The 18,965-nt window shown below is 66.8% G+C and carries 19 protein-coding genes; 8 read left to right on the top strand and 11 right to left on the bottom strand.

The features are described from left to right. Positions 1-4 precede the first annotated feature (4 nt). From E4487_RS22750 to E4487_RS22740, 3 genes are read left to right on the top strand one after another with little or no spacing between them, the layout of a single operon-like run. Positions 5-739 carry a FliA/WhiG family RNA polymerase sigma factor gene (locus E4487_RS22750; protein WP_037053872.1) on the top strand — a complete coding sequence of 245 codons (735 nt, stop codon included), beginning with the start codon at positions 5-7 and terminating at the stop codon, positions 737-739. A 1-nt stretch (position 740) separates the two neighbouring features. Next, positions 741-1,613, top strand: coding sequence for a flagellar motor stator protein MotA (motA, locus tag E4487_RS22745; RefSeq protein ID WP_037053869.1), 873 nt, complete (start codon positions 741-743; stop codon positions 1,611-1,613). After that, positions 1,610-2,551 carry a flagellar motor protein MotB gene (locus tag E4487_RS22740; protein WP_175254447.1) on the top strand — a complete coding sequence of 314 codons (942 nt, stop codon included), beginning with the start codon at positions 1,610-1,612 and terminating at the stop codon, positions 2,549-2,551. The genes motA and E4487_RS22740 overlap by 4 nt, the downstream gene beginning before the upstream one ends. Positions 2,552-2,559: 8 nt before the next feature. On the opposite strand, the gene E4487_RS22735 is transcribed toward E4487_RS22740, so the two are convergent. The 10 genes from E4487_RS22735 to glcD form a co-directional block, all read right to left on the bottom strand. Beyond that, entirely contained in the window at positions 2,560-3,027 is a 468-nt protein-coding gene (locus tag E4487_RS22735; protein WP_037053864.1) for a hypothetical protein, read from the bottom strand. Next, entirely contained in the window at positions 3,024-3,860 is an 837-nt protein-coding gene (locus E4487_RS22730; protein ID WP_037053862.1) for a winged helix-turn-helix domain-containing protein, read from the bottom strand. The genes E4487_RS22735 and E4487_RS22730 overlap by 4 nt, the downstream gene beginning before the upstream one ends. 337 nt (positions 3,861-4,197) lie before the next feature. Further along, on the bottom strand, positions 4,198-5,079 hold the full coding sequence (gene lafA / locus E4487_RS22725) for a lateral flagellin LafA (RefSeq protein ID WP_037053859.1): 882 nt from the start codon (positions 5,077-5,079) through the stop codon (positions 4,198-4,200). Positions 5,080-5,338: 259 nt separating this feature from the next. Beyond that, entirely contained in the window at positions 5,339-5,506 is a 168-nt protein-coding gene (locus E4487_RS22720; RefSeq protein ID WP_003242223.1) for a rubredoxin, read from the bottom strand. Positions 5,507-5,646: 140 nt separating this feature from the next. Beyond that, positions 5,647-7,347, bottom strand: coding sequence for an L-lactate permease (locus E4487_RS22715; protein WP_037053858.1), 1,701 nt, complete (start codon positions 7,345-7,347; stop codon positions 5,647-5,649). Between the two features lie 268 nt (positions 7,348-7,615). After that, on the bottom strand, positions 7,616-9,793 hold the full coding sequence (locus E4487_RS22710; RefSeq protein WP_175254446.1) for a malate synthase G: 2,178 nt from the start codon (positions 9,791-9,793) through the stop codon (positions 7,616-7,618). Positions 9,794-9,923: 130 nt separating this feature from the next. After that, positions 9,924-10,322, bottom strand: a complete 399-nt coding sequence (locus E4487_RS22705) for a heme-binding protein (protein ID WP_037057107.1) — start codon at positions 10,320-10,322, stop codon at positions 9,924-9,926. Between the two features lie 97 nt (positions 10,323-10,419). Continuing rightward, positions 10,420-11,637, bottom strand: a complete 1,218-nt coding sequence (glcF, locus tag E4487_RS22700; RefSeq protein WP_175254445.1) for a glycolate oxidase subunit GlcF — start codon at positions 11,635-11,637, stop codon at positions 10,420-10,422. A gap of 3 nt (positions 11,638-11,640) precedes the next feature. Then, on the bottom strand, positions 11,641-12,696 hold the full coding sequence (gene glcE, locus E4487_RS22695) for a glycolate oxidase subunit GlcE (RefSeq protein WP_175254444.1): 1,056 nt from the start codon (positions 12,694-12,696) through the stop codon (positions 11,641-11,643). Next, positions 12,696-14,195 (bottom strand): glycolate oxidase subunit GlcD, encoded by a 1,500-nt coding sequence (gene glcD, locus E4487_RS22690; protein WP_175254443.1) that lies wholly within the window; start codon positions 14,193-14,195, stop codon positions 12,696-12,698. The genes glcE and glcD overlap by 1 nt, the downstream gene beginning before the upstream one ends. A gap of 237 nt (positions 14,196-14,432) precedes the next feature. On the opposite strand from glcD, the gene glcC reads away from it, so the two are divergent. Further along, the gene (glcC, locus tag E4487_RS22685; RefSeq protein WP_037057102.1) at positions 14,433-15,206 is read left to right on the top strand and encodes a transcriptional regulator GlcC; all 774 of its coding nucleotides are present in this window, start codon (positions 14,433-14,435) and stop codon (positions 15,204-15,206) included. Between the two features lie 171 nt (positions 15,207-15,377). On the opposite strand, the gene flgA is transcribed toward glcC, so the two are convergent. Then, a complete protein-coding gene (gene flgA / locus E4487_RS22680; protein ID WP_257229485.1) occupies positions 15,378-16,046 on the bottom strand; it encodes a flagellar basal body P-ring formation chaperone FlgA in 669 nt (222 codons plus the stop codon). Between the two features lie 228 nt (positions 16,047-16,274). On the opposite strand from flgA, the gene flgB reads away from it, so the two are divergent. Genes flgB through flgE form a run of 4 tightly spaced genes read left to right on the top strand, consistent with a single transcriptional unit; the run spans position 16,275 to position 18,960 of the window. After that, positions 16,275-16,628: a flagellar basal body rod protein FlgB gene (flgB, locus tag E4487_RS22675; protein WP_037057100.1), complete on the top strand. Its 354-nt coding sequence runs from the start codon at positions 16,275-16,277 to the stop codon at positions 16,626-16,628. 2 nt (positions 16,629-16,630) lie between these two features. Further along, positions 16,631-17,059: a flagellar basal body rod protein FlgC gene (gene flgC, locus E4487_RS22670; protein WP_037057098.1), complete on the top strand. Its 429-nt coding sequence runs from the start codon at positions 16,631-16,633 to the stop codon at positions 17,057-17,059. Next, positions 17,059-17,736, top strand: a complete 678-nt coding sequence (gene flgD / locus E4487_RS22665) for a flagellar hook assembly protein FlgD (protein ID WP_047588786.1) — start codon at positions 17,059-17,061, stop codon at positions 17,734-17,736. Before flgC ends, flgD begins: the two co-directional genes overlap by 1 nt. Positions 17,737-17,772: 36 nt before the next feature. After that, a complete protein-coding gene (gene flgE / locus E4487_RS22660) occupies positions 17,773-18,960 on the top strand; it encodes a flagellar hook protein FlgE (RefSeq protein WP_134677584.1) in 1,188 nt (395 codons plus the stop codon). The last annotated feature ends 5 nt before the right edge of the window (positions 18,961-18,965 follow it).

The following is an 18,965-nucleotide window of genomic DNA, read 5'->3' as shown; positions in this document are numbered from 1 at the left end:
GCCCATGAACGCCAACTGCGCCATCGACTACCGCTACGCCGCCGACCAGGGTGGTGCCGCGCTGTTCGCCCCCGGGGCCGAGCAGAAATGGCTGATGCAGTACCTGCCGCTGGTCAAGCGCATCGTCAGCCAGCTGGCGTTGCAGGCCAATCAGGTACTCGATCGCGAGGACATGGAGCAGATCGGCCTGATGGGGCTGCTCGAATGCCTGCGCCGCTACGGCACGCCGGACGAGCAGTTCGGCCGCTTCGCCGCGCTGCGCGTGCGTGGTGCGATCCTCGACGAGCTGCGTCGCCAGGACTGGCGGCCGCGCCAGGTACGCCAGCAGACCCACAAGATCCGCGATGCCATTCGCCAGCTGGCGCGCCAGCTGGGCCGTGTGCCGCAGGAGGAGGAGATCCTCCGGGCCACCGGGATCAGCGCCAAGGACTACCAGGAATTCCTCCAGGCCGACGCCTGCGAGGCCATCGAGAGCCTCGACGAGCTGCTGCAGAACGGCCACGAAGGGTTCACCTGTGGCAGCAGTGCGGTCGAGGACAGGGTGCTCAAGGAACGCCTGCTGACCCAGGCGCTGAGCCAGCTCAGCGAGCGCGAGCGGCTGGTGCTGACCCTTTACTACCAACATGAGCTGAGCCTCAAGGAAATCGCCCTGGTGCTGGAGCTGAGCGACGCGCGCGTCTGCCAGCTGAGCAAGCAGGCGATCGCCAAGGCCAGCCGCTACCTGAACGAGAGAGGCTAGGGTGCAGAAGTTACTAGGTGCATTGATCATCGTCGGCTGCGTGCTGGGCGGGTACGTCATGGCCCACGGCGAGCTGGCCATGCTCTGGCAGCCGGCCGAGGTGGTGATCATCGTCGGCGCCGGTCTCGGCGCACTGGTGGTGGGCAACCCCAAGGAAGTGCTGGTGGAGATGTGCCACCAGATCAAGGGCGTGTTCGTCTACAAGCGGCGCGGCGAGGAGTTCCAGCGGCAACTGCTGATGCTGCTGTACGAGCTGCTGGAGATGGTCGAGGTCGGTGGTCTCAAGGTGCTCGACGCGCACATCGAGGAGCCCGAGCAGAGCGAGCTGTTCGCCAAGTACCCGCTGATCCGTCAGGAGAAGAACCTGATGGCCTTCATCGCCGACAACTTCCGCCTGATGGCCATGGGCAAGATCAGCGCACACGAGCTGGAAGGCTTCCTCGAACAGGAGCTGGAGGCCATGGAGCACATCCTGCTGCAGCCGTCGCGTTCGCTGCACAAGATCGGCGAGGCGATGCCGGGCTTCGGCATCCTCGCGGCGATCATGGGGATCATCATCACCATGGGCAACATCGGCGGTTCGGTGGCCGAGATCGGCGCCCACGTCGCTGCCGCGCTGGTCGGCACCTTCCTCGGCATCTTCATGTGCTACTGCGTGATGGAGCCGCTGTCCAACGCCATGAGCCAGCGCATCAAGACCGAGCTGTCGGCACTCGAGTGCGTGCGCACCACGCTGGTCGCCCATGTCGCCGGCAAGCCCACGCTGCTGGCCGTGGACGCCGGGCGCAAGCTGATCGAGCAGGACGTCAAGCCGGCCTTCAAGCAGCTGGAGACCTGGGTCAACCGCTACGAGGATGAAAGGGACGCGGCATGAAGAAGCGTGGCGGCGCAGAACACGAGATCATCATCAAGCGGCGTGGAAAGAAAGGCGGCCACGACGAGCACGGTGGTGCCTGGAAGGTCGCCTTCGCCGACTTCACCATGGCCATGATGGCGCTGTTCATGGTGCTGTGGATCATCCAGCCGCAGACCCAGGACCAGAGCCGGGCCAATGCGGACATGCTGAACAACCCGTTGGTCGATGGCGGCGCCGGCATCTTCGACGGCACCAGTACCACGCCGCTGGACCTCGACGGTATTCCGGTGCAGGTCAGCCCGCGCCAGGACCGCCTCAACCAGGCGCGTACGCCCCAGGAGGACCCGGGGGCCGAGCAGGGTGATGGCCAGCCTGGCGCGGCGCGCAGGCCGCACTACGCCGAGCCGCTGCAGATGCAGGAGCTGGCGCAACTGATGGAGGCGCTGGCGCTGCAACTGGATGCCGAGGCCAACATCGAGGTGCAGGTGGTGCCCCAGGGCCTGCGCATTCTGATCAAGGACGATGCGCAGCGCTTCATGTTCGCCCGTGGCAGCGCGCGCCTGGACCCGCATTTCGAGACCCTGCTCAAGCGCCTGGCCGGCATCCTGGCCAAGGTCGACAACCACCTGATCGTCAGCGGCCACACCGATGCCACTCCCTACCGGGGCATCGTCGGCGGCTACAACAACTGGAACCTGTCGGGTGATCGCGCCCTGCGCGCGCGCAACGTGCTGGTCGAGGCCGGCCTGCCGACCCGCGCGGTGCTGCAGGTGACGGCGCAGGCCGATGGCATGCCGCTGCTGCCCGATGACCCGGAGAACGGTGCCAACCGGCGCATCGAGCTGCTGTTGCTGACCAGCCAGGCCGAGGGCCTGTACCGCGAGCTGTTCGGCGACACGCAGGTGCGTGTGGAGTACCGCGCCGAGGGCGCGCGGCTGAGCACGCCGGAGTCGTGAGCGCGGCGCTACAGGTGGCGCGCCGGGCAGTAGAACTGGCGGGTTTCCAGGGCGTAGAGGCAGCCGTCGAGGCGAGTCAGGCGGATGGTCGAGCCCTTGTGCCGACCGTAGAGCAGGTTGAACACCAGCTCGTCGTCGACCTCGCTGGCCAGGCCGGTGACCTGGCCATCCTCGACGCGCAGGCGGTAGTTGCCGAGGAAGCCGTAGTCGACCGTCCCCGAGGTCTCCAGGATGCTGTCGCCCTGGCGGGTCATGGCGTAGAAACGCCCATTGTTGACCTGCAGGCTGTGGCTGATGTCGAGCACCTTGCCGTTGCTCAGCTGGACCTGGCCGCTGGACTGGTAGCGGCCGTCGAGCTCCGCGCTGGAGCTGAAGCTGAGCCACAGCGCGAGCATGCCCAGGAGCATCGCCAGGGCCGTGGCGAACATGCTCAGCAGCCACACGCCGCTGATGCCGAGTTGCCTGCAGCGGCTCATGGCAGGCATCTGCTCAGTTGGGCATCGGCCACCTGACCCAGCTGGCTTTCATGCAGCATCAGTGAGCGTGCGCCGCCCCCCGGTTGCAGGCAGAGCAGCTCGTAGAAGCCACCACTCAGGCGCAGCACCAGCTCGGACGGCGCGCTGGCCAGTGCCGTGAGGCGGCTGGTCAGGCCATGGGTGTGCAGGATGAGTTGCTGCAGGCGCTGCGGGTTCTGGTCGATGTAACGCACGTTGAGGGGCCCCTGGGTCATCTCGCTGCTGTACAGGTCGTCTGGCTGGCTGATCCGGTACAGCGTCAGGAACAGGGCGATGCCGATGATGCTGAACAGGCTGAGCAGGATCAGCCAGGAGGCGCGCTGACGACTGTGGCGCCGCAGGAAGGCGGGTGGTGCGGCTGGCACGTCGGGCGCCGCGCCGGACGGGTCGGCGGCATCGCTGGCTGACGGCACGACCAGGTGATTGGGGTTGAGCAGGTAGCCGCGGCGCGGCAGGGTCTGGATGATCTCGCGGCTTTTCTCGTCGCCCAGCACCTGGCGCAGGGTATAGATCTGCTGGTTCAGGCTGCCCTGGCCCACTACCCGGTCGGCCCAGGCGTGGTTCATCAGCTCCTCGCGCGAGACGACCTCGCCCGGCTTCTGCAGCAGGCGCTCGAGCAGGCGGCTACCGGAGTAGCCGAGGTCGATCTTCTCTTCGATACCGCTCTTGGCCAGCGTCAGCTGATACAGCGCCGGATAGAAGTGCGCGTAGCAGTCACTGCGCCCGGTCCTGATGACCTGGCAGGCGATGGTGCTTCCCGGCTCGGTGGGCGGCGTGTCGGGGCTGGAGTTCATGCGGTCCTTAGAGCGAGCGACATTTCCGGCTGGAAACGTCCGGGCGACGGATGGTCAGCATTCTGGCGTCAGGGAAATGCAGTGGCAAGTCTTGTGCCAGTCACGGGCTGACCGAGCGGCCTCGCACAGGCCGTGCTCAGTTCTATGCTAGCTGTTTCGTGGACGAAGTCGATGCAGTCGGCAGGTGTCGTGACGGTCATTTCAGCATCCCGTCGTTTGATGACGGTTGCACGCTGGCGATGCGCGTTGCCGGGGCTCAGGCCGTAACGAGAAACGCCCCGTGAGTACGGGGCGTTGGAGGGGGTGGCGCCATCCGTTGCGCCTGGATGACGCGGGATCAGCCCAGCAGGGACATGACCATGCCCGGCATCTGGCCGGCTTGCTTGAGCATGGAGATGCCCGACTGCAGGAGCATGGAGTTCTTGCTCATGCTGGCGCTTTCCTTGGCGAAGTCGGCATCCATGATGCGACCCTTGGCCATGTCGGTGTTGTCCTTCATGTTGCCGAGGTTGTTGGCGGTGTGGTTCAGGCGGTTGATGTTGGCGCCGAACTGGGCACGCAGTGCACCGATCTCGTCCAGAGCGGTCTCGGCCAGGGTGATCGCGCCGTTGGCGCCGGCCTGGGTCTCGAGCTTCTGGTCGGCGGCCGGAGCAGCGGCGAACTGGGTGTTCAGCGCGCCCAGGGCGGCGGTCAGGGTGCCGACGTCGGCGCTGACGTCCAGGGCCAGGGTTTCGGTGGCGCTGGCGCCGATCTGGAAGCTCATGCCGCCAGCGGTGCCGAACTTGCCGCCGGTACCGGCGATGTCGAACAGGGCCTCACCCGCGTACTTGGTGTTGGTCATGATGTTGGCCAGCTCTTTGCCCAGTTCGTTGAACTCGGCCGAGAGGGCCAGACGGTCGTCTGCGCTGTTGGTGTCGTTCGCCGCCTGGGTGGAGAGGTCTTTCATGCGCTGCACGATGTCGGTCATTTCGCTGAAGGCGCCTTCGGCGGTCTGCAGCAGCGAAACGGCGTCGCTGGTGTTGCGGATGGCCACGTCCATACCACGCGATTGAGCGTTCAGACGGGTAGCGATCTGCAGGCCGGCGGCGTCGTCGGCAGCGGAGTTGATGCGGAAACCGGTGCCCAGACGCTGCTGGTTGGTGCCCAGGGCGTTGTTGGTCTTGGACAGGTTGGTCTGAGTGATCAGCGAGGAGTAGTTGGTATGAATCGACAGAGCCATGATGAGATTCCTTCAGTTGAGTGAAGCTGGCTGTGATTGCCTGCTGTAAGTGAAGGGCGACCGGCTTTTGACGCTGCTTAAATGGCGTTGATGATTTTTCTGCGGGACGGCCGGCGAAGGCTCTGGTGCGGGCTTCAGGCCAGGGGGCTGCTGGGGCGTGAGGCGGCTGTAACGCGCTTGCGGGGCCTGCTGGCGGCGCCTGGCAGGGTGAAATGAAAACGGCGACCCGAGGGTCGCCGTTCGTTGAAATGACACGTGATCAGCCGATCTCGATCATCTCGAAGTCCATCTTGCCGACGCCGCAGTCAGGGCACAGCCAGTCTTCCGGCACGTCTTCCCAGCGGGTGCCGGGCGCGATGCCGTCGTCCGGCCAGCCCTGGCTCTCGTCGTAAATCAGTCCACAGACCACGCATTGCCACTTCTTCATATCGACCTCGGGTGAATCTCACGGTTTTGCGCGAGGCACGCTACCGCAATTGAACGGACGCGCCAAGCGGACAGGCGGTAATCGCCGCCTGCCAGAGGCCAACCAAAGTCGGGTCGTGCCCGGCACGACCCGCGCATGGACTAGCGGCTTGCCAGCAGCGGATCGCTGATACCCATGACGTACATGGTGACCAGCGCGATGCAGCCCGCAGCAGCGAGGTAGTAGAGCGTCGGCAGGATGGTCTTGCGCAGGGTGATGCCTTCGCGTCCCAGCAGGCCGACCGTCGCCGAGGCCGCCACCACGTTGTGGATGGCGATCATGTTGCCCGCCGCAGCGCCCACCGATTGCAGCGCCACCATCATCGCCCCGGACACGCCCAGCAGCTCGGCAGCGTTGAACTGGAACTGCGACAGCATCAGGTTGGACACGGTGTTGGAGCCGGCGATGAACGCGCCCAGGGCACCCACGGCCGGGGCGAAGAACGGATAGACGCCGCCCACGCTGTCGGCCACCAGGCGCGCCATGGCCACCGGCATGGAGACCAGGTCGGCGCCATTGACCCCGGAGTTGATCAGGATACGCACCATGGGGATGGTGAAGATCAGCACGAAGCCGGCACCGAGCAGGGTCTTGCTCGACTCGCCCACGGCCGCCTTCAGCTCGGAGAAGCGCATGCGGTGCAGGAAGAAGGTGACCAGCACCACCATGCACAGGATGCCCCCCGGCAGGTACAGCGGCTCGATGGTGCCGGACACGCCGGTCTCACCGAGGATGTCCTTCCAGCCGAAGCTCAGGCTCATCAGCGCGGCCTTGAGTTCGGGGAAGATCCGCGACAGCACCAGGAACACCGCGAGCAGCAGGTACGGCGCCCAGGCCATGGGCACGGAGATCGGCGCCTTGCCGGCCACCTCGTCGAGTTTCATCTCGATCTTGCCCATCCACTCGGCCGGCCAGTCCTTGGCGTCGGCGAAGTCCCAGGTCTCCTTCGGCAGGAGGAAGCCGGCACGGGCTGCCGGTACCACGATGGACAGGCCAACCAGGGCGCCGATCATCGACGGGAATTCCGGACCGAGGAACACGCCGGCCGCCATGTACGGCAGGGAGAAGCACAGCGCGGTGAAGACGGCGAACGGCGCGATGGCCAGGCCTTCCTTCCAGCTGCGGTTCTTGCCGAAGAAGCGGGTCATGATCATCACCATGATCAGCGGCATCAGCAGGCCGATCACGCCGTGGGTGATGGCCACCCGCGAATAGATCAGGTGGAAGAAGGTCTCCCAGGTGCTGCCGGTGGCCGCCAGCTGTTCGGTGATGCCGGTCCTGTCCAGGCCGGCGCCGACGCCCACCAGGATCGGCGTGCCCACCGCGCCGAAGGACACCGGCGTGGATTGCACCATCATGCCCAGCACCACGGCTGCCAGCGCCGGGAAGCCGAGGGCAACCAGCAGCGGTGCAGCGACGGCGGCCGGGGTGCCGAAGCCGGAGGCCCCTTCGATGAAGCAGCCGAACAGCCAGGCGACGATCAGCGCCTGTACGCGCCGGTCAGGGCTGATGTTGGAGAAGCCACGGCGAATCGCCGCGATACCGCCGGAGTGCTTGAGCGTGTTCAGCAGCAGGATCGCGCCGAAGATGATCCACAGGATCGAGGCGGTGAGGATCAGCCCCTGCAGGCTGGAGGCGATGACCCGGTTGAGGGACATGTCCCAGGCCAGCAGGCCGATCAGGGCGGTCAGGACGAACACCAGCGGCATCGCGTACTTGGCTGGCCAGCGGAAGCCGATCAGCAGCACACCCGCCAGCACCAGCGGCACGAAGGCCAGGATGGACAGCAGCGTTTGACTCATGTGTTGGTTCCTTCTTTTTCTTGTGAACCACGGTTTTCCGGAGATATCCGGCGCCACGCATCTGGAGTGGCCGGGCGCCACGGCACCGACCATTCCGCGAGCAGCGACGCCGGGGATCACCCACCGTCGCGCTCATGCTCGAAAGCCCCGACGGTCGGAAACCGTCAGGGCCTGTTGCAGCGCCGTGGCGTTCATCCACGGCGCTCAATCATTTTTCAGGAGGGGCTGGGCGGCATCCCGCTGCAGCCGCGTATGGCCCCTCCCACGCTCAGACCTCCTCTTTGAAGCGCAGACGCCAGGCGTGCAGCAGCGGTTCGGTGTAGCCACTCGGCTGCTCGCGGCCCTTGAACACCAGGTCGCAGGCGGCGCGGAAGGCATGGGACTGCTCGAAACCGGGGGCCATCGGGCGATAGGCGGCGTCGCCGGCGTTCTGCCCGTCGACCACCTGCGCCATGCGTTGCAGCGTCTCGCGCACCTGGGCTTCGCCGACCACGCCGTGATGCAGCCAGTTGGCGATGTGCTGGGCGGAGATCCGCAGCGTGGCGCGGTCCTCCATCAGGCCGACGTTGTGGATATCCGGCACCTTGGAGCAGCCGACGCCTTGCTCGACCCAGCGCACCACGTAGCCGAGGATGCCCTGGCAGTTGTTGTCCAGTTCCTGCTGGATGTCGCTGGCGCTCCACGGGCGCTCGGCGCTGACCGGCACGCTGAGCAGGTCGCCCAGCAGGCTGTCGCGCTGGCTGGCCAGGTCGATCAGCTCCAGCTCGGTCTGCACGGCTTGCACGTCCACCTGGTGGTAGTGCAGCGCGTGCAGCACGGCGGCGGTCGGCGAAGGCACCCAGGCGGTGTTGGCACCGGCCTTGGGATGGCCGATCTTCTGTTCGAGCATGGCCGCCATCAGGTCCGGCATGGCCCACATGCCCTTGCCGATCTGCGCCTTGCCGCGCAGGCCGCAGGCCAGGCCGACCAGCACGTTGTTGCGCTCATAGGCCTGGATCCAGGCGCTGGACTTCATGTCGCCCTTGCGCAGCATGGCGCCGGCTTCCATGGCCGTGTGCATCTCGTCGCCGGTGCGGTCGAGGAAGCCGGTGTTGATGAAGGCCACGCGGCTGCTGGCGGCCTCGATGCAGGCCTTGAGGTTGACGCTGGTGCGGCGCTCCTCGTCCATGATGCCCATCTTCAGGGTGGCCGCGGGCATGCCCAGCAGTTGCTCGACACGGCCGAACAGCTCGTTGGCGAAGGCCACTTCCAGCGGGCCGTGCATCTTCGGCTTGACGATGTAGACGCTGCCGGCGCGCGAGTTGCCGCGACGCTTGAGGTCATGCAGGGCGATCAGGCTGGTCACCACGGCATCGAGGATGCCTTCCGGAATCTCCTGGCCGTCGCCGTCGAGAATCGCCGGGTTGCTCATCAGGTGCCCGACGTTGCGCACGAACAGCAGCGAGCGGCCGTGCAGGGTCAGTTCACCGCCGGTGGCGGCGCTGTAGGTGCGGTCCGGGTTGAGACGGCGGGTGATGCGCTTGCCGCCCTTCTCCAGTTCCTCGGCCAGGTCACCCTTCATCAGGCCCAGCCAGTTGCGGTAGACCACCACCTTGTCGGCGGCGTCGACGGCGGCGACCGAGTCTTCGCAGTCCATGATGGTCGACAGTGCCGCTTCCATCAGCACGTCCTTGACGCCAGCGGCGTCGGTGCGGCCGATGGCGCTGCTGGCGTCGATCTGGATCTCGAAGTGCAGGCCGTTGTTCTTCAGCAGCACGGCGCTCGGCGTGGCGGCCTCGCCCTGGTGGCCGAGGAATTTCTCCGGCTGCGCCAGGGAAGTCTGCTCGCCGCTGCCCAGGGTCACCTGCAGCTGGCCGGCGACCACGGCATAGGCACTGGCATCGGCGTGCGAGCCCTTGGCCAGCGGCGCGGCCTGGTCGAGGAAGGCACGGGCGAAGGCGATCACCTTGGCGCCGCGTACCTCGTTGTAACCCGGCCCCTTGCTGGCGCCGCCGTCCTCGCTGATCGCGTCGGTGCCGTACAGGGCGTCGTACAGCGAACCCCAGCGGGCGTTGGCGGCGTTCAGCGCGTAGCGGGCGTTCATCACCGGCACCACCAGCTGCGGGCCGGCCTGGCTGGTGATCTCGCTGTCGACGTTGGCGGTGCTGGCTTTGACGGTCTGCGGCTGCGGCAGCAGGTAACCGATGGACTCGAGGAAGGCGCGGTAGGCGGCCATGTCGCGAACCGGGCCGGGGTTGGCGCGATGCCAGGTGTCCAGCTCGGTCTGCAGGCGGTCACGCTCGGCCAGCAGCGCACGGTTGCGCGGTGCCAGGTCGTGTACCAGGGCGTCGAAGCCGCTCCAGAAGGCCGCGGCTTCGATACCGCTGCCGGGCAGCACTTCGTTTTCGATGAACTGCTTGAGCTCGGCGGCTACCTGCAGGCGCTGACATTGCACGCGTTCGGTCATTTTCCTGTTCTCCTGTCTGTCTGCATTCCTCTTTCATCGAAAGAGGAGAGAGGGGCACACCCTCTTCCGGCACTGCGTGCCACCTTCCCCCTGGGGGAGAAGGTCATCCGTTGGCGGCTACGCCGCATGTTCAAAGGGCTGCGATGCCCGCCTTGGCCACCTGCGCGTCCTGTTCGGCCTTGACCCCGGACACGCCCACGGCGCCGACCACCTGGCCCTCGACCACGACCGGCACGCCACCTTCCAGCGAGGTGATCAGCGGGGCACTGATGAAGGCGGTGCGGCCGCCGTTGACCATGTCCTCGTAACCCTTGGTCTCGCGACGGCCGATGGCAGCGCTGCGGGCCTTCTCGGTGGCGATGTAGGCGCCGATCGGCGCACAGCCGTCGAGGCGCTCCATGGCGAGCGGGTGGCCGCCGTCATCGACCACGGCGATAGCGACTGCCCAGCCCTGTTGCTGCGCTTCGCTGCGGGCGGCGGCGATGATCTGGCTGACTTCGGTCTGGCTGAGTACGGCTTTGTGTTGCATGACGGACCTCGTGTTCGTGGTTTCGTAGCCCGGATGCAATCCGGGTTCAGGGTGTTGGTTCTCCCGGATTTCATCCGGGCTACGTTTGCTGTGATGGTCAGCCCATCGCCTCTTCGACTATCTCGATCCAGTGCCGCACCGGAGTGCGCCCGGCGCCGTCCAGGTGGGTCTGGCAACCGATGTTGGCGGTGACGATGGCGTCCGGCTTGCCGCTCTCCAGGGCATTGAGCTTGTTGTCGCGCAGCTGGCGCGACAGCTCCGGCTGGGTCAGCGAATAGGTGCCGGCCGAGCCGCAGCACAGGTGCCCGTCGGGCACCGCGGTGAGGCCGAAGCCCAGGCGGCCGAGCACCGCCTCCACCGCGCCGCCGAGCTTCTGCGCATGCTGCAGGGTGCAGGGGCAATGGAAGGCCAGGCGCTGTTCGGCGCGGACCTGCAACTGCTCCAGGGCTTCGCCCTGCAGCACCTCGACCAGGTCCTTGGCCAGGGCGCTGACCCGCGCCGCCTTGGCCGCGTAGGCCGGGTCGCTGGCGAGCAGGTGGCCGTAGTCCTTGACGAAGGCGCCGCAGCCGCTGGCGGTCTGCACGATGGCTTCGGCGCCGGCCTCGATCGTCGGCCACCAGGCATCGATGTTCTGCCGGGCGCGGTTCAGGCCCGCTTCCTGGGCATTGAGGTGGTAGTCGACGGCGCCGCAGCAGCCGGCCTCGCGGATCGGCGTGACGCTGATGCCGAGACGGTCCAGCACGCGCGCAGTGGCGGCATTGGTATTGGGCGACAGTCCCGGCTGCACGCAGCCTTCGAGCATCAGCACGCGGCGCGAATGACGCTCGCTCGGGCGCGGCTTGGCCGGGCGCACTTCTCGCGGCAGCTTGGCCTTGAGCGCCGCCGGCAGCAGCGGGCGCAGGGCCAGGCCGGTCTGGGTCAGGGCCTTGAACAGCGCCGGGCGGGGCACCACGGTGCGCAGGCCCTGGCGCAGCAGCTGCTGGTTGAGCGGGCGCGGCACCTGCTGCTCGGCGACTTCGCGACCGATGTCGAGCAGGTTGTGGTACTGCACGCCGGATGGGCAGGTGGTTTCGCAGTTGCGGCAGGTCAGGCAGCGGTCCAGGTGCTCCTGGGTCTTGGCGGTGACTTCGCCGCCTTCGAGCATCTGCTTGATCAGGTAGATACGTCCGCGCGGGCCGTCCAGCTCGTCGCCGAGCAGCTGGTAGGTCGGGCAGGTGGCATTGCAGAAGCCGCAGTGCACGCAGGAACGCAGGATGCGCTCGGCCTCTTCGGCGCGCGGCAGACGCTTGGCTTGTTCACTCAGGTTTGTCTGCACGTCTTATACCTCGGCGTACATGCGGCCAGGGTTGAAGATGCCCTGGGGGTCGAGCTGGTTCTTGAGCTGGCGCTGGTAGCGCAGCAGCGGGGCCGCCAGCGGCTGGAAGGGCTGCTCCTGACCGGCGACGAAGCAGGTGGCATGGCCGCCGGCCTGGGCCAGCGTGCGCTGGATCAGCTCGCCGCTGGCATCGGACTTGAGCCAGCGCTGTGCGCCGCCCCAGTCGATCAGCTGCTGGCCGGGCAGGTCGAGCAGGCCGCTGTTGGTCGGCAGCGACAGGCGCCACAGCGCACCCGTACCGGCGAAGAACGGCAGGCGCTGTTCGCGCAGGTCCAGCCAGTAGGCACTGTCGATCTCGTCGCCACCCAGGCGCTGGCGTGCGGCCTGGACCGAACCCTCACCGCCTTCCAGGCGCAGGTGCAGGGCCTGGCCGTCGTGGCTGGCGGCACTGATCGGCAGCGGCTGCTGGCCCCACTCGGCGAGCTTGTTCAGCGCGTGCCGGGCGTCCACCTCGAGGCGCAGGCTGAGTACCTGACGCGGCTTGGGCAGTACCTTGAGCGACACTTCGGCGAGCAGGCCGAGGCAGCCGAAGCTGCCGGCCAGCAGGCGCGACAGGTCGTAGCCGGCGACGTTCTTCATCACCTCGCCACCGAAACGCAGCAGCTTGCCCTGACCGGTGATCACGCGGGTGCCTAGCACCTGGTCGCGCACCGATCCGGCCCAGGGCCGGCGCGGGCCGGACAGGCCGCTGGCGACCATGCCTCCGAGGGTGGCGCCGCTGCCCAGGTGCGGCGGTTCGCACGGCAGCATCTGCTGGTTGGCGTCCAGCGCCGCCTCGATCTCGCTCAAGGGGGTGCCGGCACGGGCGGTCAGCACCAGCTCGGTCGGGTCGTAGCTGACGATGCCCCGGTGGGTGCGGGTGTCGAGCACCTCGCCGGTGGTAGCCCGGCCCAGATGGGCCTTGCTGCCGCTGCCCTGGATGCGCAGCGGCGTGGCACTGTTGAGTGCGTGGTTGACCTGTTCCAGCAACGCGGCGCTGGCATCGAAATCATGCGACATCAGAAGCGCTCCAGTTCCGGGAAGGGCAGTTGGCCGTGGTGCACGTGCATGGAGCCGAACTCGGCACAGCGGTGCAGGGTGGGGATGTTCTTGCCCGGATTGAGCAGGCCTGCCGGGTCGAACGCGGCCTTCACGGCGTGGAACAGGGTGATCTCGTCGCTGTTGAACTGCGCGCACATCTGGTTGATCTTCTCGCGTCCGACGCCGTGTTCGCCGGTGATGTTGCCGCCGACCTTGACGCACAGTTCGAGGATCTTGCCGCCGACGGCCTCGGCCCGTTCCAGCTCGCCGGGCACGTTGGCATCGAAGAGAATCAGCGGGTGCATGTTGCCGTCGCCGGCATGGAACACGTTGGCCACGCGCAGACCGTACTCCTCGGAGAGTTCGGCGATGCCGCGCAGAACCCCGGGCAGTTCGCGGCGCGGGATGGTGCCGTCCATGCAGTAGTAGTCCGGCGAGATGCGTCCGACCGCCGGGAAGGCGTTCTTGCGGCCGGCCCAGAACTTCACGCGCTCGGCTTCGTCGCGGGCCAGGCGCACTTCGGTGGCGCCGGCCTTCTGCAGCACCTCGCCGACGCGCTCGCAATCGTCGGCCACGTCGGCCTCGACGCCGTCGAGCTCGCACAGCAGGATGGCTTCGGCGTCTACCGGGTAGCCGGCGTGGATGAAGTCTTCCGCAGCGCGGATGGCCAGGTTGTCCATCATCTCCAGGCCGCCGGGGATGATGCCGGCGGCGATGATGTCGCCCACGGCACGGCCGGCCTTTTCCACCGAGTCGAAGGCCGCCAGCAGCACCTTGGCCACCTGCGGTTTCGGCAGCAGCTTGACGGTCACCTCGGTGACGATGCCGAGCATGCCCTCGGAGCCGGTGAACAGTGCCAGCAGGTCGAAACCTGGCGCGTCCAAGGCATCGCTGCCGAGGGTCATGAACTCGCCTTCGACGGTGAGGATTTCCACCTTGAGCAGGTTGTGCACGGTCAGGCCGTACTTCAGGCAGTGCACGCCACCGGCGTTCTCGGCGACGTTGCCACCGATGGAGCAGGCGATCTGCGAGGAGGGGTCCGGGGCGTAGTAGAGGTCGAACGGCGCCGCCGCCTGCGAGATCGCCAGGTTGCGTACGCCTGGTTGCACACGGGCGAAGCGCCCTTCGCGGTTGATCTCGAGAATCTGGTTGAAGCGCGCCATCACCAGCAGGATGCCCTGCTCCAGTGGCAGGGCGCCGCCGGACAGGCCGGTGCCGGCACCACGGGCGACCACCGGGACGTTGCGGGCGTAGCACAGCTGCTGCAACTGCTGCACCTGCTCGATGCGCTCGGGCAACACCACCAGCATGGGGGTGGTGCGATAGGCGGACAGGCCATCGCACTCGTAAGGCTTGAGGTCCTCGCGGGTATGGAGGATGTCGAGGTCGGGCAGACGCTGCTGCAATTCCGCCAGCAGGGCGGCCTTGTCGACCTTGGGCAGCGCGCCGTCGACGCGCTCGTCGTACAGAATGCTCATGGCAGGCTCAATCGGGAACGTTGTTTTTATGGGCGGTCATGCTGCGACCATGGGCCGCATATTCAGCTTGCGTTTGCTCGCCAGTCCACCGTCTTCCCTGCTGGTCGGACCAGTTTCTTTCTCCAGGCTTTCACACCAACATGGCTAAAGCGCTTATTCTCTAGCGCCATGCTGGCCGATCCGGGGTGGATCGGACTGCGCTGTAAAACTGGTACGACCAGTTGTGATGAGGACGAAATGGACGCGAATCTGAACGCCGCACGACGGCAGGTGAGTGACGTGGTGGCCGAGCGCATCGAGCGCCTGATCGTCGATGGCGTGCTCAAGGTGGGGCAGCCGCTGCCGTCGGAGCGGCGCCTGTGCGAGAAACTGGGCATCTCCCGCTCGGCGCTGCGCGAGGGGCTCAAGGTGCTGCGCGGGCGCGGCATCATCGAGACCGCCCAGGGGCGAGATTCGCGTGTGGCCAAGCTCAGTGGCGAGCGCGATGCCAGCCCGCTGATGCACCTGTTCAATTCGCAGCCGCGCACGCTCTACGACCTGCTGGAGGTGCGCGGCCTGCTCGAAGGGGAGTCGGCGCGGCTGGCGGCGCTGCGTGGCACCGAGGCGGACTTCGTCCTGCTGACCCGGCGCTACGAGGAGATGCTCGCCGCGCATACCCAGGAGAACCCGGTCGACCCGCGCGAGCATGCGCGTCTCGACCATGCCTTCCACCTGGCGATCTGCGAGGCCTCGCACAACCCGGTGCTGGTGCACACCCTGCAATCGCTCACCGACCTGATGCTCAGCACCGTGTTCGCCTCGGTGAACAACCTGTATCACCGGCCGGCGCAGAAGCGGCAGATCGACCGGCAGCACGCGCGTCTCTACCACGCGGTGCTCGAGCGCCTGCCGGAGCAGGCCCAGCGCGCCGCACGCGACCATATCAACAGCATCCGCGACAACCTGCGCGACATCGAGCAGGAGGAGCAGCGCCTGGTGCGCGCGACCATGCGCCTGGAAGGCTGGACATGAGCGTCGAGCCGCCAGCTTCCAGCGGCAAGTAGAAGCCAGAGCCTGGTCGCGGTTGCCGCTGGGAGGCGTTGCGCCGCAGCAGGCATTTCAACACGGCACGCCAGGCGGCTGACCCACCCCGCAGCCGTTCGCGAGCTGCTTTCGACTTGTCGCCTGGGGCTTGTCGCCGCGCTACCGGAAGGTGCTGGTGACCACGCCTTCTTCCACCACCTGGGCCTCGATCACCTTCTGGCTGCCGAGGTTGCGCACGCGGATCACCTCGCCCTCGCGGCCGTTGGCCAGGGCCTCGCCGGTGGCCGAGGCGGAGATGCCGTCCTGGCTGGCGACGATGCTCACCTGCTGGCCACGACGCACCAGCAGCGGCGCGCTGAGCAGGTTCGGTGCGATCAGCTGGCCGGCGCGGATGCGCCGCTTGGCGCCCTGGCCGACGACCTCGTCGACGTCGGCGTAGAAACCGCGCGAAGCCTTGCCGATGTTCACTTCCTGCAACTGCAGGTGGTCGCGGCTGATGGTCTGGCCGCGCTCGATCACCCGTGCCGCATGCACGGTCGGCAGGAACACGCTGGCCTGAACCAGGGCAGTGAGCGTCCAGCCGGGGGCATCCGCGCAGCTCAGTTGCAGACGCTGGCGTGACAGCGGTGACGGGTCGTCGCTGCTGGCGCTCAGTTGCAACGCCTGGGTGCAGGCCGGCAAGCGTTCGGCATTGCCCAGCAGGCTGATGTCGAGGCTGTGGCGTTGCCCGTGCCAGGCCTGGCGCCTGGCCTCCTCGGCGAGCCGCTGCTGCATGTGCGCGGCGATCGCCTGATCGATCTGGACGGCCGCCTCATCCGCAGCGGCCATGGTCGCGAGTGGCCCCAGCGCGAGGAGGAAAAGCAGCGACGCGCAGGCGGAAAAAGCCTTTCCGCTTTTCCTCTCGGCGCCGCGCCGATGCGGAAAGAGGGCGACGCCAAGACGCCCGATCGATCTTGAAAAGTCCTGATAAATCAATGTACTGCAGCTCTTCATGGGGTTGGGCACGCTTTGTGCTCAAGGCATCTCGGCACAACCTTGGGTTAAGGGTAGCGGTGAATGAGTATACGGATTGATGACGTGGTGGGGCTGCATTCGCGGGCGATCGAGCTGCGCATGCAACGCAGCGAGATTCTCGCCGCCAACCTGGCCAACGAAGACACGCCGGGCTTCCTCGCCCGTGACATCGACTTCGCCGGTGAGATGCAGCGCCTCGACCCGCAGCAGGCCTTCGCGGCCAGCAGCGCCGACCTCAAGTACCGCGTGCCGACCCAGCCGTCGCAGGACGGCAACAGCGTCGAGCTGAGTGTGGAACAGGCCGCGTTCTCCAAGAACAGCATGGACTTCCAGACCAGCCTGACCTTTCTCAGCATGAAATTCCGCGGCCTGAAGCAGGCCATCGAGGGACGCTGACCATGGCTTTCGATTCCATCTACCGCATCGCCGGCTCGTCGATGAACGCGCAGACCGTGCGCCTCAACACCGTGGCCAGCAACCTGGCCAACGCCGACTCGGCGGCGGCCAGCGCCGACGACGTGTACCAGGCGCGCAAACCGGTGTTCGCCGCCGTCTACAACAACGACCAGATGACCCGCAGCGTGGGCATGGGCGGCGCCCATGTGCAGGTGCTCGACGTGGTCACGGCCGGGCGCGAGCCGGTGCGCCGCTATGAACCGGACAACCCGCTGGCCGATGACCAGGGCTACGTGTTCTACGCCGACATCGACCAGATCGAAGAGATGACCGACATGATGTCGGCCACCCGCAGCTTCGAGACCAGTGTCGAAGTCCTCAACCGCCTGAAGAGCATGCAGCAGGGCCTGCTCAAGCTCGGAGAATCCTGATGGCCGTGGTCAGCAACGACAAGCAGAACAGCACCGCCTATGGCATCGACGAGGCGGTGAAGCAGGCGGTCAACGTCAGCGACGCGGCGCAGCTGGAGAACAACTTCCTCACCCTGATGGTCGCGCAGATCCAGAACCAGGACCCGACCAAGCCGGTGGACAGCACCGAGTTCCTCAACCAGTTCGCCGCCATGAGCCAGGTCAAGAGCCTGGAAAACATGGCCTCGCTGAGCAAGAGCAACCTGGTCCTGCTGGACAACCTGCAGACCCTCACCGCCGCGGGCCTGGTCGGCCAGGAAGTGAAGGTGGCGACCGAGCAGCTGGAGCTGGGCGAGGACGCCATCAACGGCGAGATCAACCTGGAGCATGCCGCCGGCAAGCTGACCCTGACGCTGACTGACAGCAACGGCGTGAAGAAGGACATCGACCTCGGCTCCCAGGCGCCGGGTCGCGTGCCCTTCGCGCTGGACCCGCAGGCACTCGGCCTGGCACCGGGGCGCTACCAGGTCGAGGTCAACAGCGACAGTGGCGAGTACCCCAAGGTCGAGGTGGCCGGGCGTGTCACCCAGGTGCGCGTCAGCGCCGAAGGCCCGGTGCTGGACGTCATCGGCGTCGGCTCCGTGCCCTTCTACAACATCACCGAATTCGGCCAGACGCAGACCGCCGGTCTGCTCTGATCCCTCTCATCCGCTTCCTTCAAGGGTCCTGTCGCCATGAGTTTCAACATCGCCATGACCGGCCTCAGCGCCGTCAACGAACAGCTCAACACCATCAGCCACAACATCGCCAACGCCGGCACCACCGGCTTCAAATCGTCGCGCACCGAGTTCGGCAGCATCTACGCCGACAGCCAGGCGATGGGCGTGGAAGTGCTGGCCACCACGCAGAGCATCAGCCAGGGCGGTTCCCTGGTGACCACCGGGCGCAGCCTGGACCTGGCCATCTCCGGCGGCGGCTTCTTCGTCACCCGCGATACCAATGGCGACCTGAGCTATACCCGCGCCGGCGTGTTCGGCGCCGACAAGAACAACTTCATCGTCAATGCCGCCGGGCAGACCCTGCAGGGCTACCCGGTGGATGCCGCCGGCAACCTGCTGGTCGGGGCCATGGGCGACCTGCAACTGCAGAACGCCAACCTGCCGGCTCGCGCCACCGACACCCTGGCGTTCGTCATGAACCTGGACTCCAACGAGGCGGTCCCGGCCACCGCGCCCTTCGACGTGGCGGACGTGAACACCTACAACTCCACCTACACCACCAAGGTGTTCGACTCCCAGGGCAAGGAACACACCCTGACCCAGTATTTCGTCAAGACCGCCGCCAATGACTGGGAGGCGTACTACTACGCCGATGGCGCCGCGGTCGGTGGCCCGCAGGCGCTGAACTTCGGCACCAACGGCACGCTCGCCGCACCGGCCGGCCCGGTCAACGTCGGTTTCCCGCTACCGGGCGTCGACCCCATGGCCATCGCCATCGACTACAGCAACTCCAGCCAGTACGGCTCCGACTTCGTCGTCACCACCAACCGCGCCAGCGGTTATGCGGCAGGCGAGCAGACCGGCCTGTCGGTGGAGAAGGACGGCATGGTCTACGCCAACTACAGCAACGGCCAGCGCATGCTGCAGGGCCAGGTGGCGCTGGCCACCTTCGCCAACACCGGCGGCCTGAAGAACATCAGCGGCACCGCCTGGGTGGAGACCGCCGAGTCCGGCGCCGCGCTGATCGGCGTGCCGGGTGTCGGCCCCTTCGGCGAACTGGCCGCCGGTTCCCTGGAGAACTCCAACGTCGACCTGACCCAGCAGCTGGTTGGCCTGATGGAGGGCCAGCGCAACTACCAGGCCAACACCAAGGTGCTGACCACCAACAAGGAACTCACCCAAGTGCTGTTCGGCGCGATCTGAGGCTG

Origin of the sequence: Pseudomonas sp. BMW13 (genome assembly GCF_013357275.1) — a bacterium.
GTDB classification, from domain to species: Bacteria; Pseudomonadota; Gammaproteobacteria; order Pseudomonadales; family Pseudomonadaceae; genus Aquipseudomonas; species Aquipseudomonas khazarica.
This window is presented reverse-complemented; position numbering and strand designations above follow the sequence as displayed.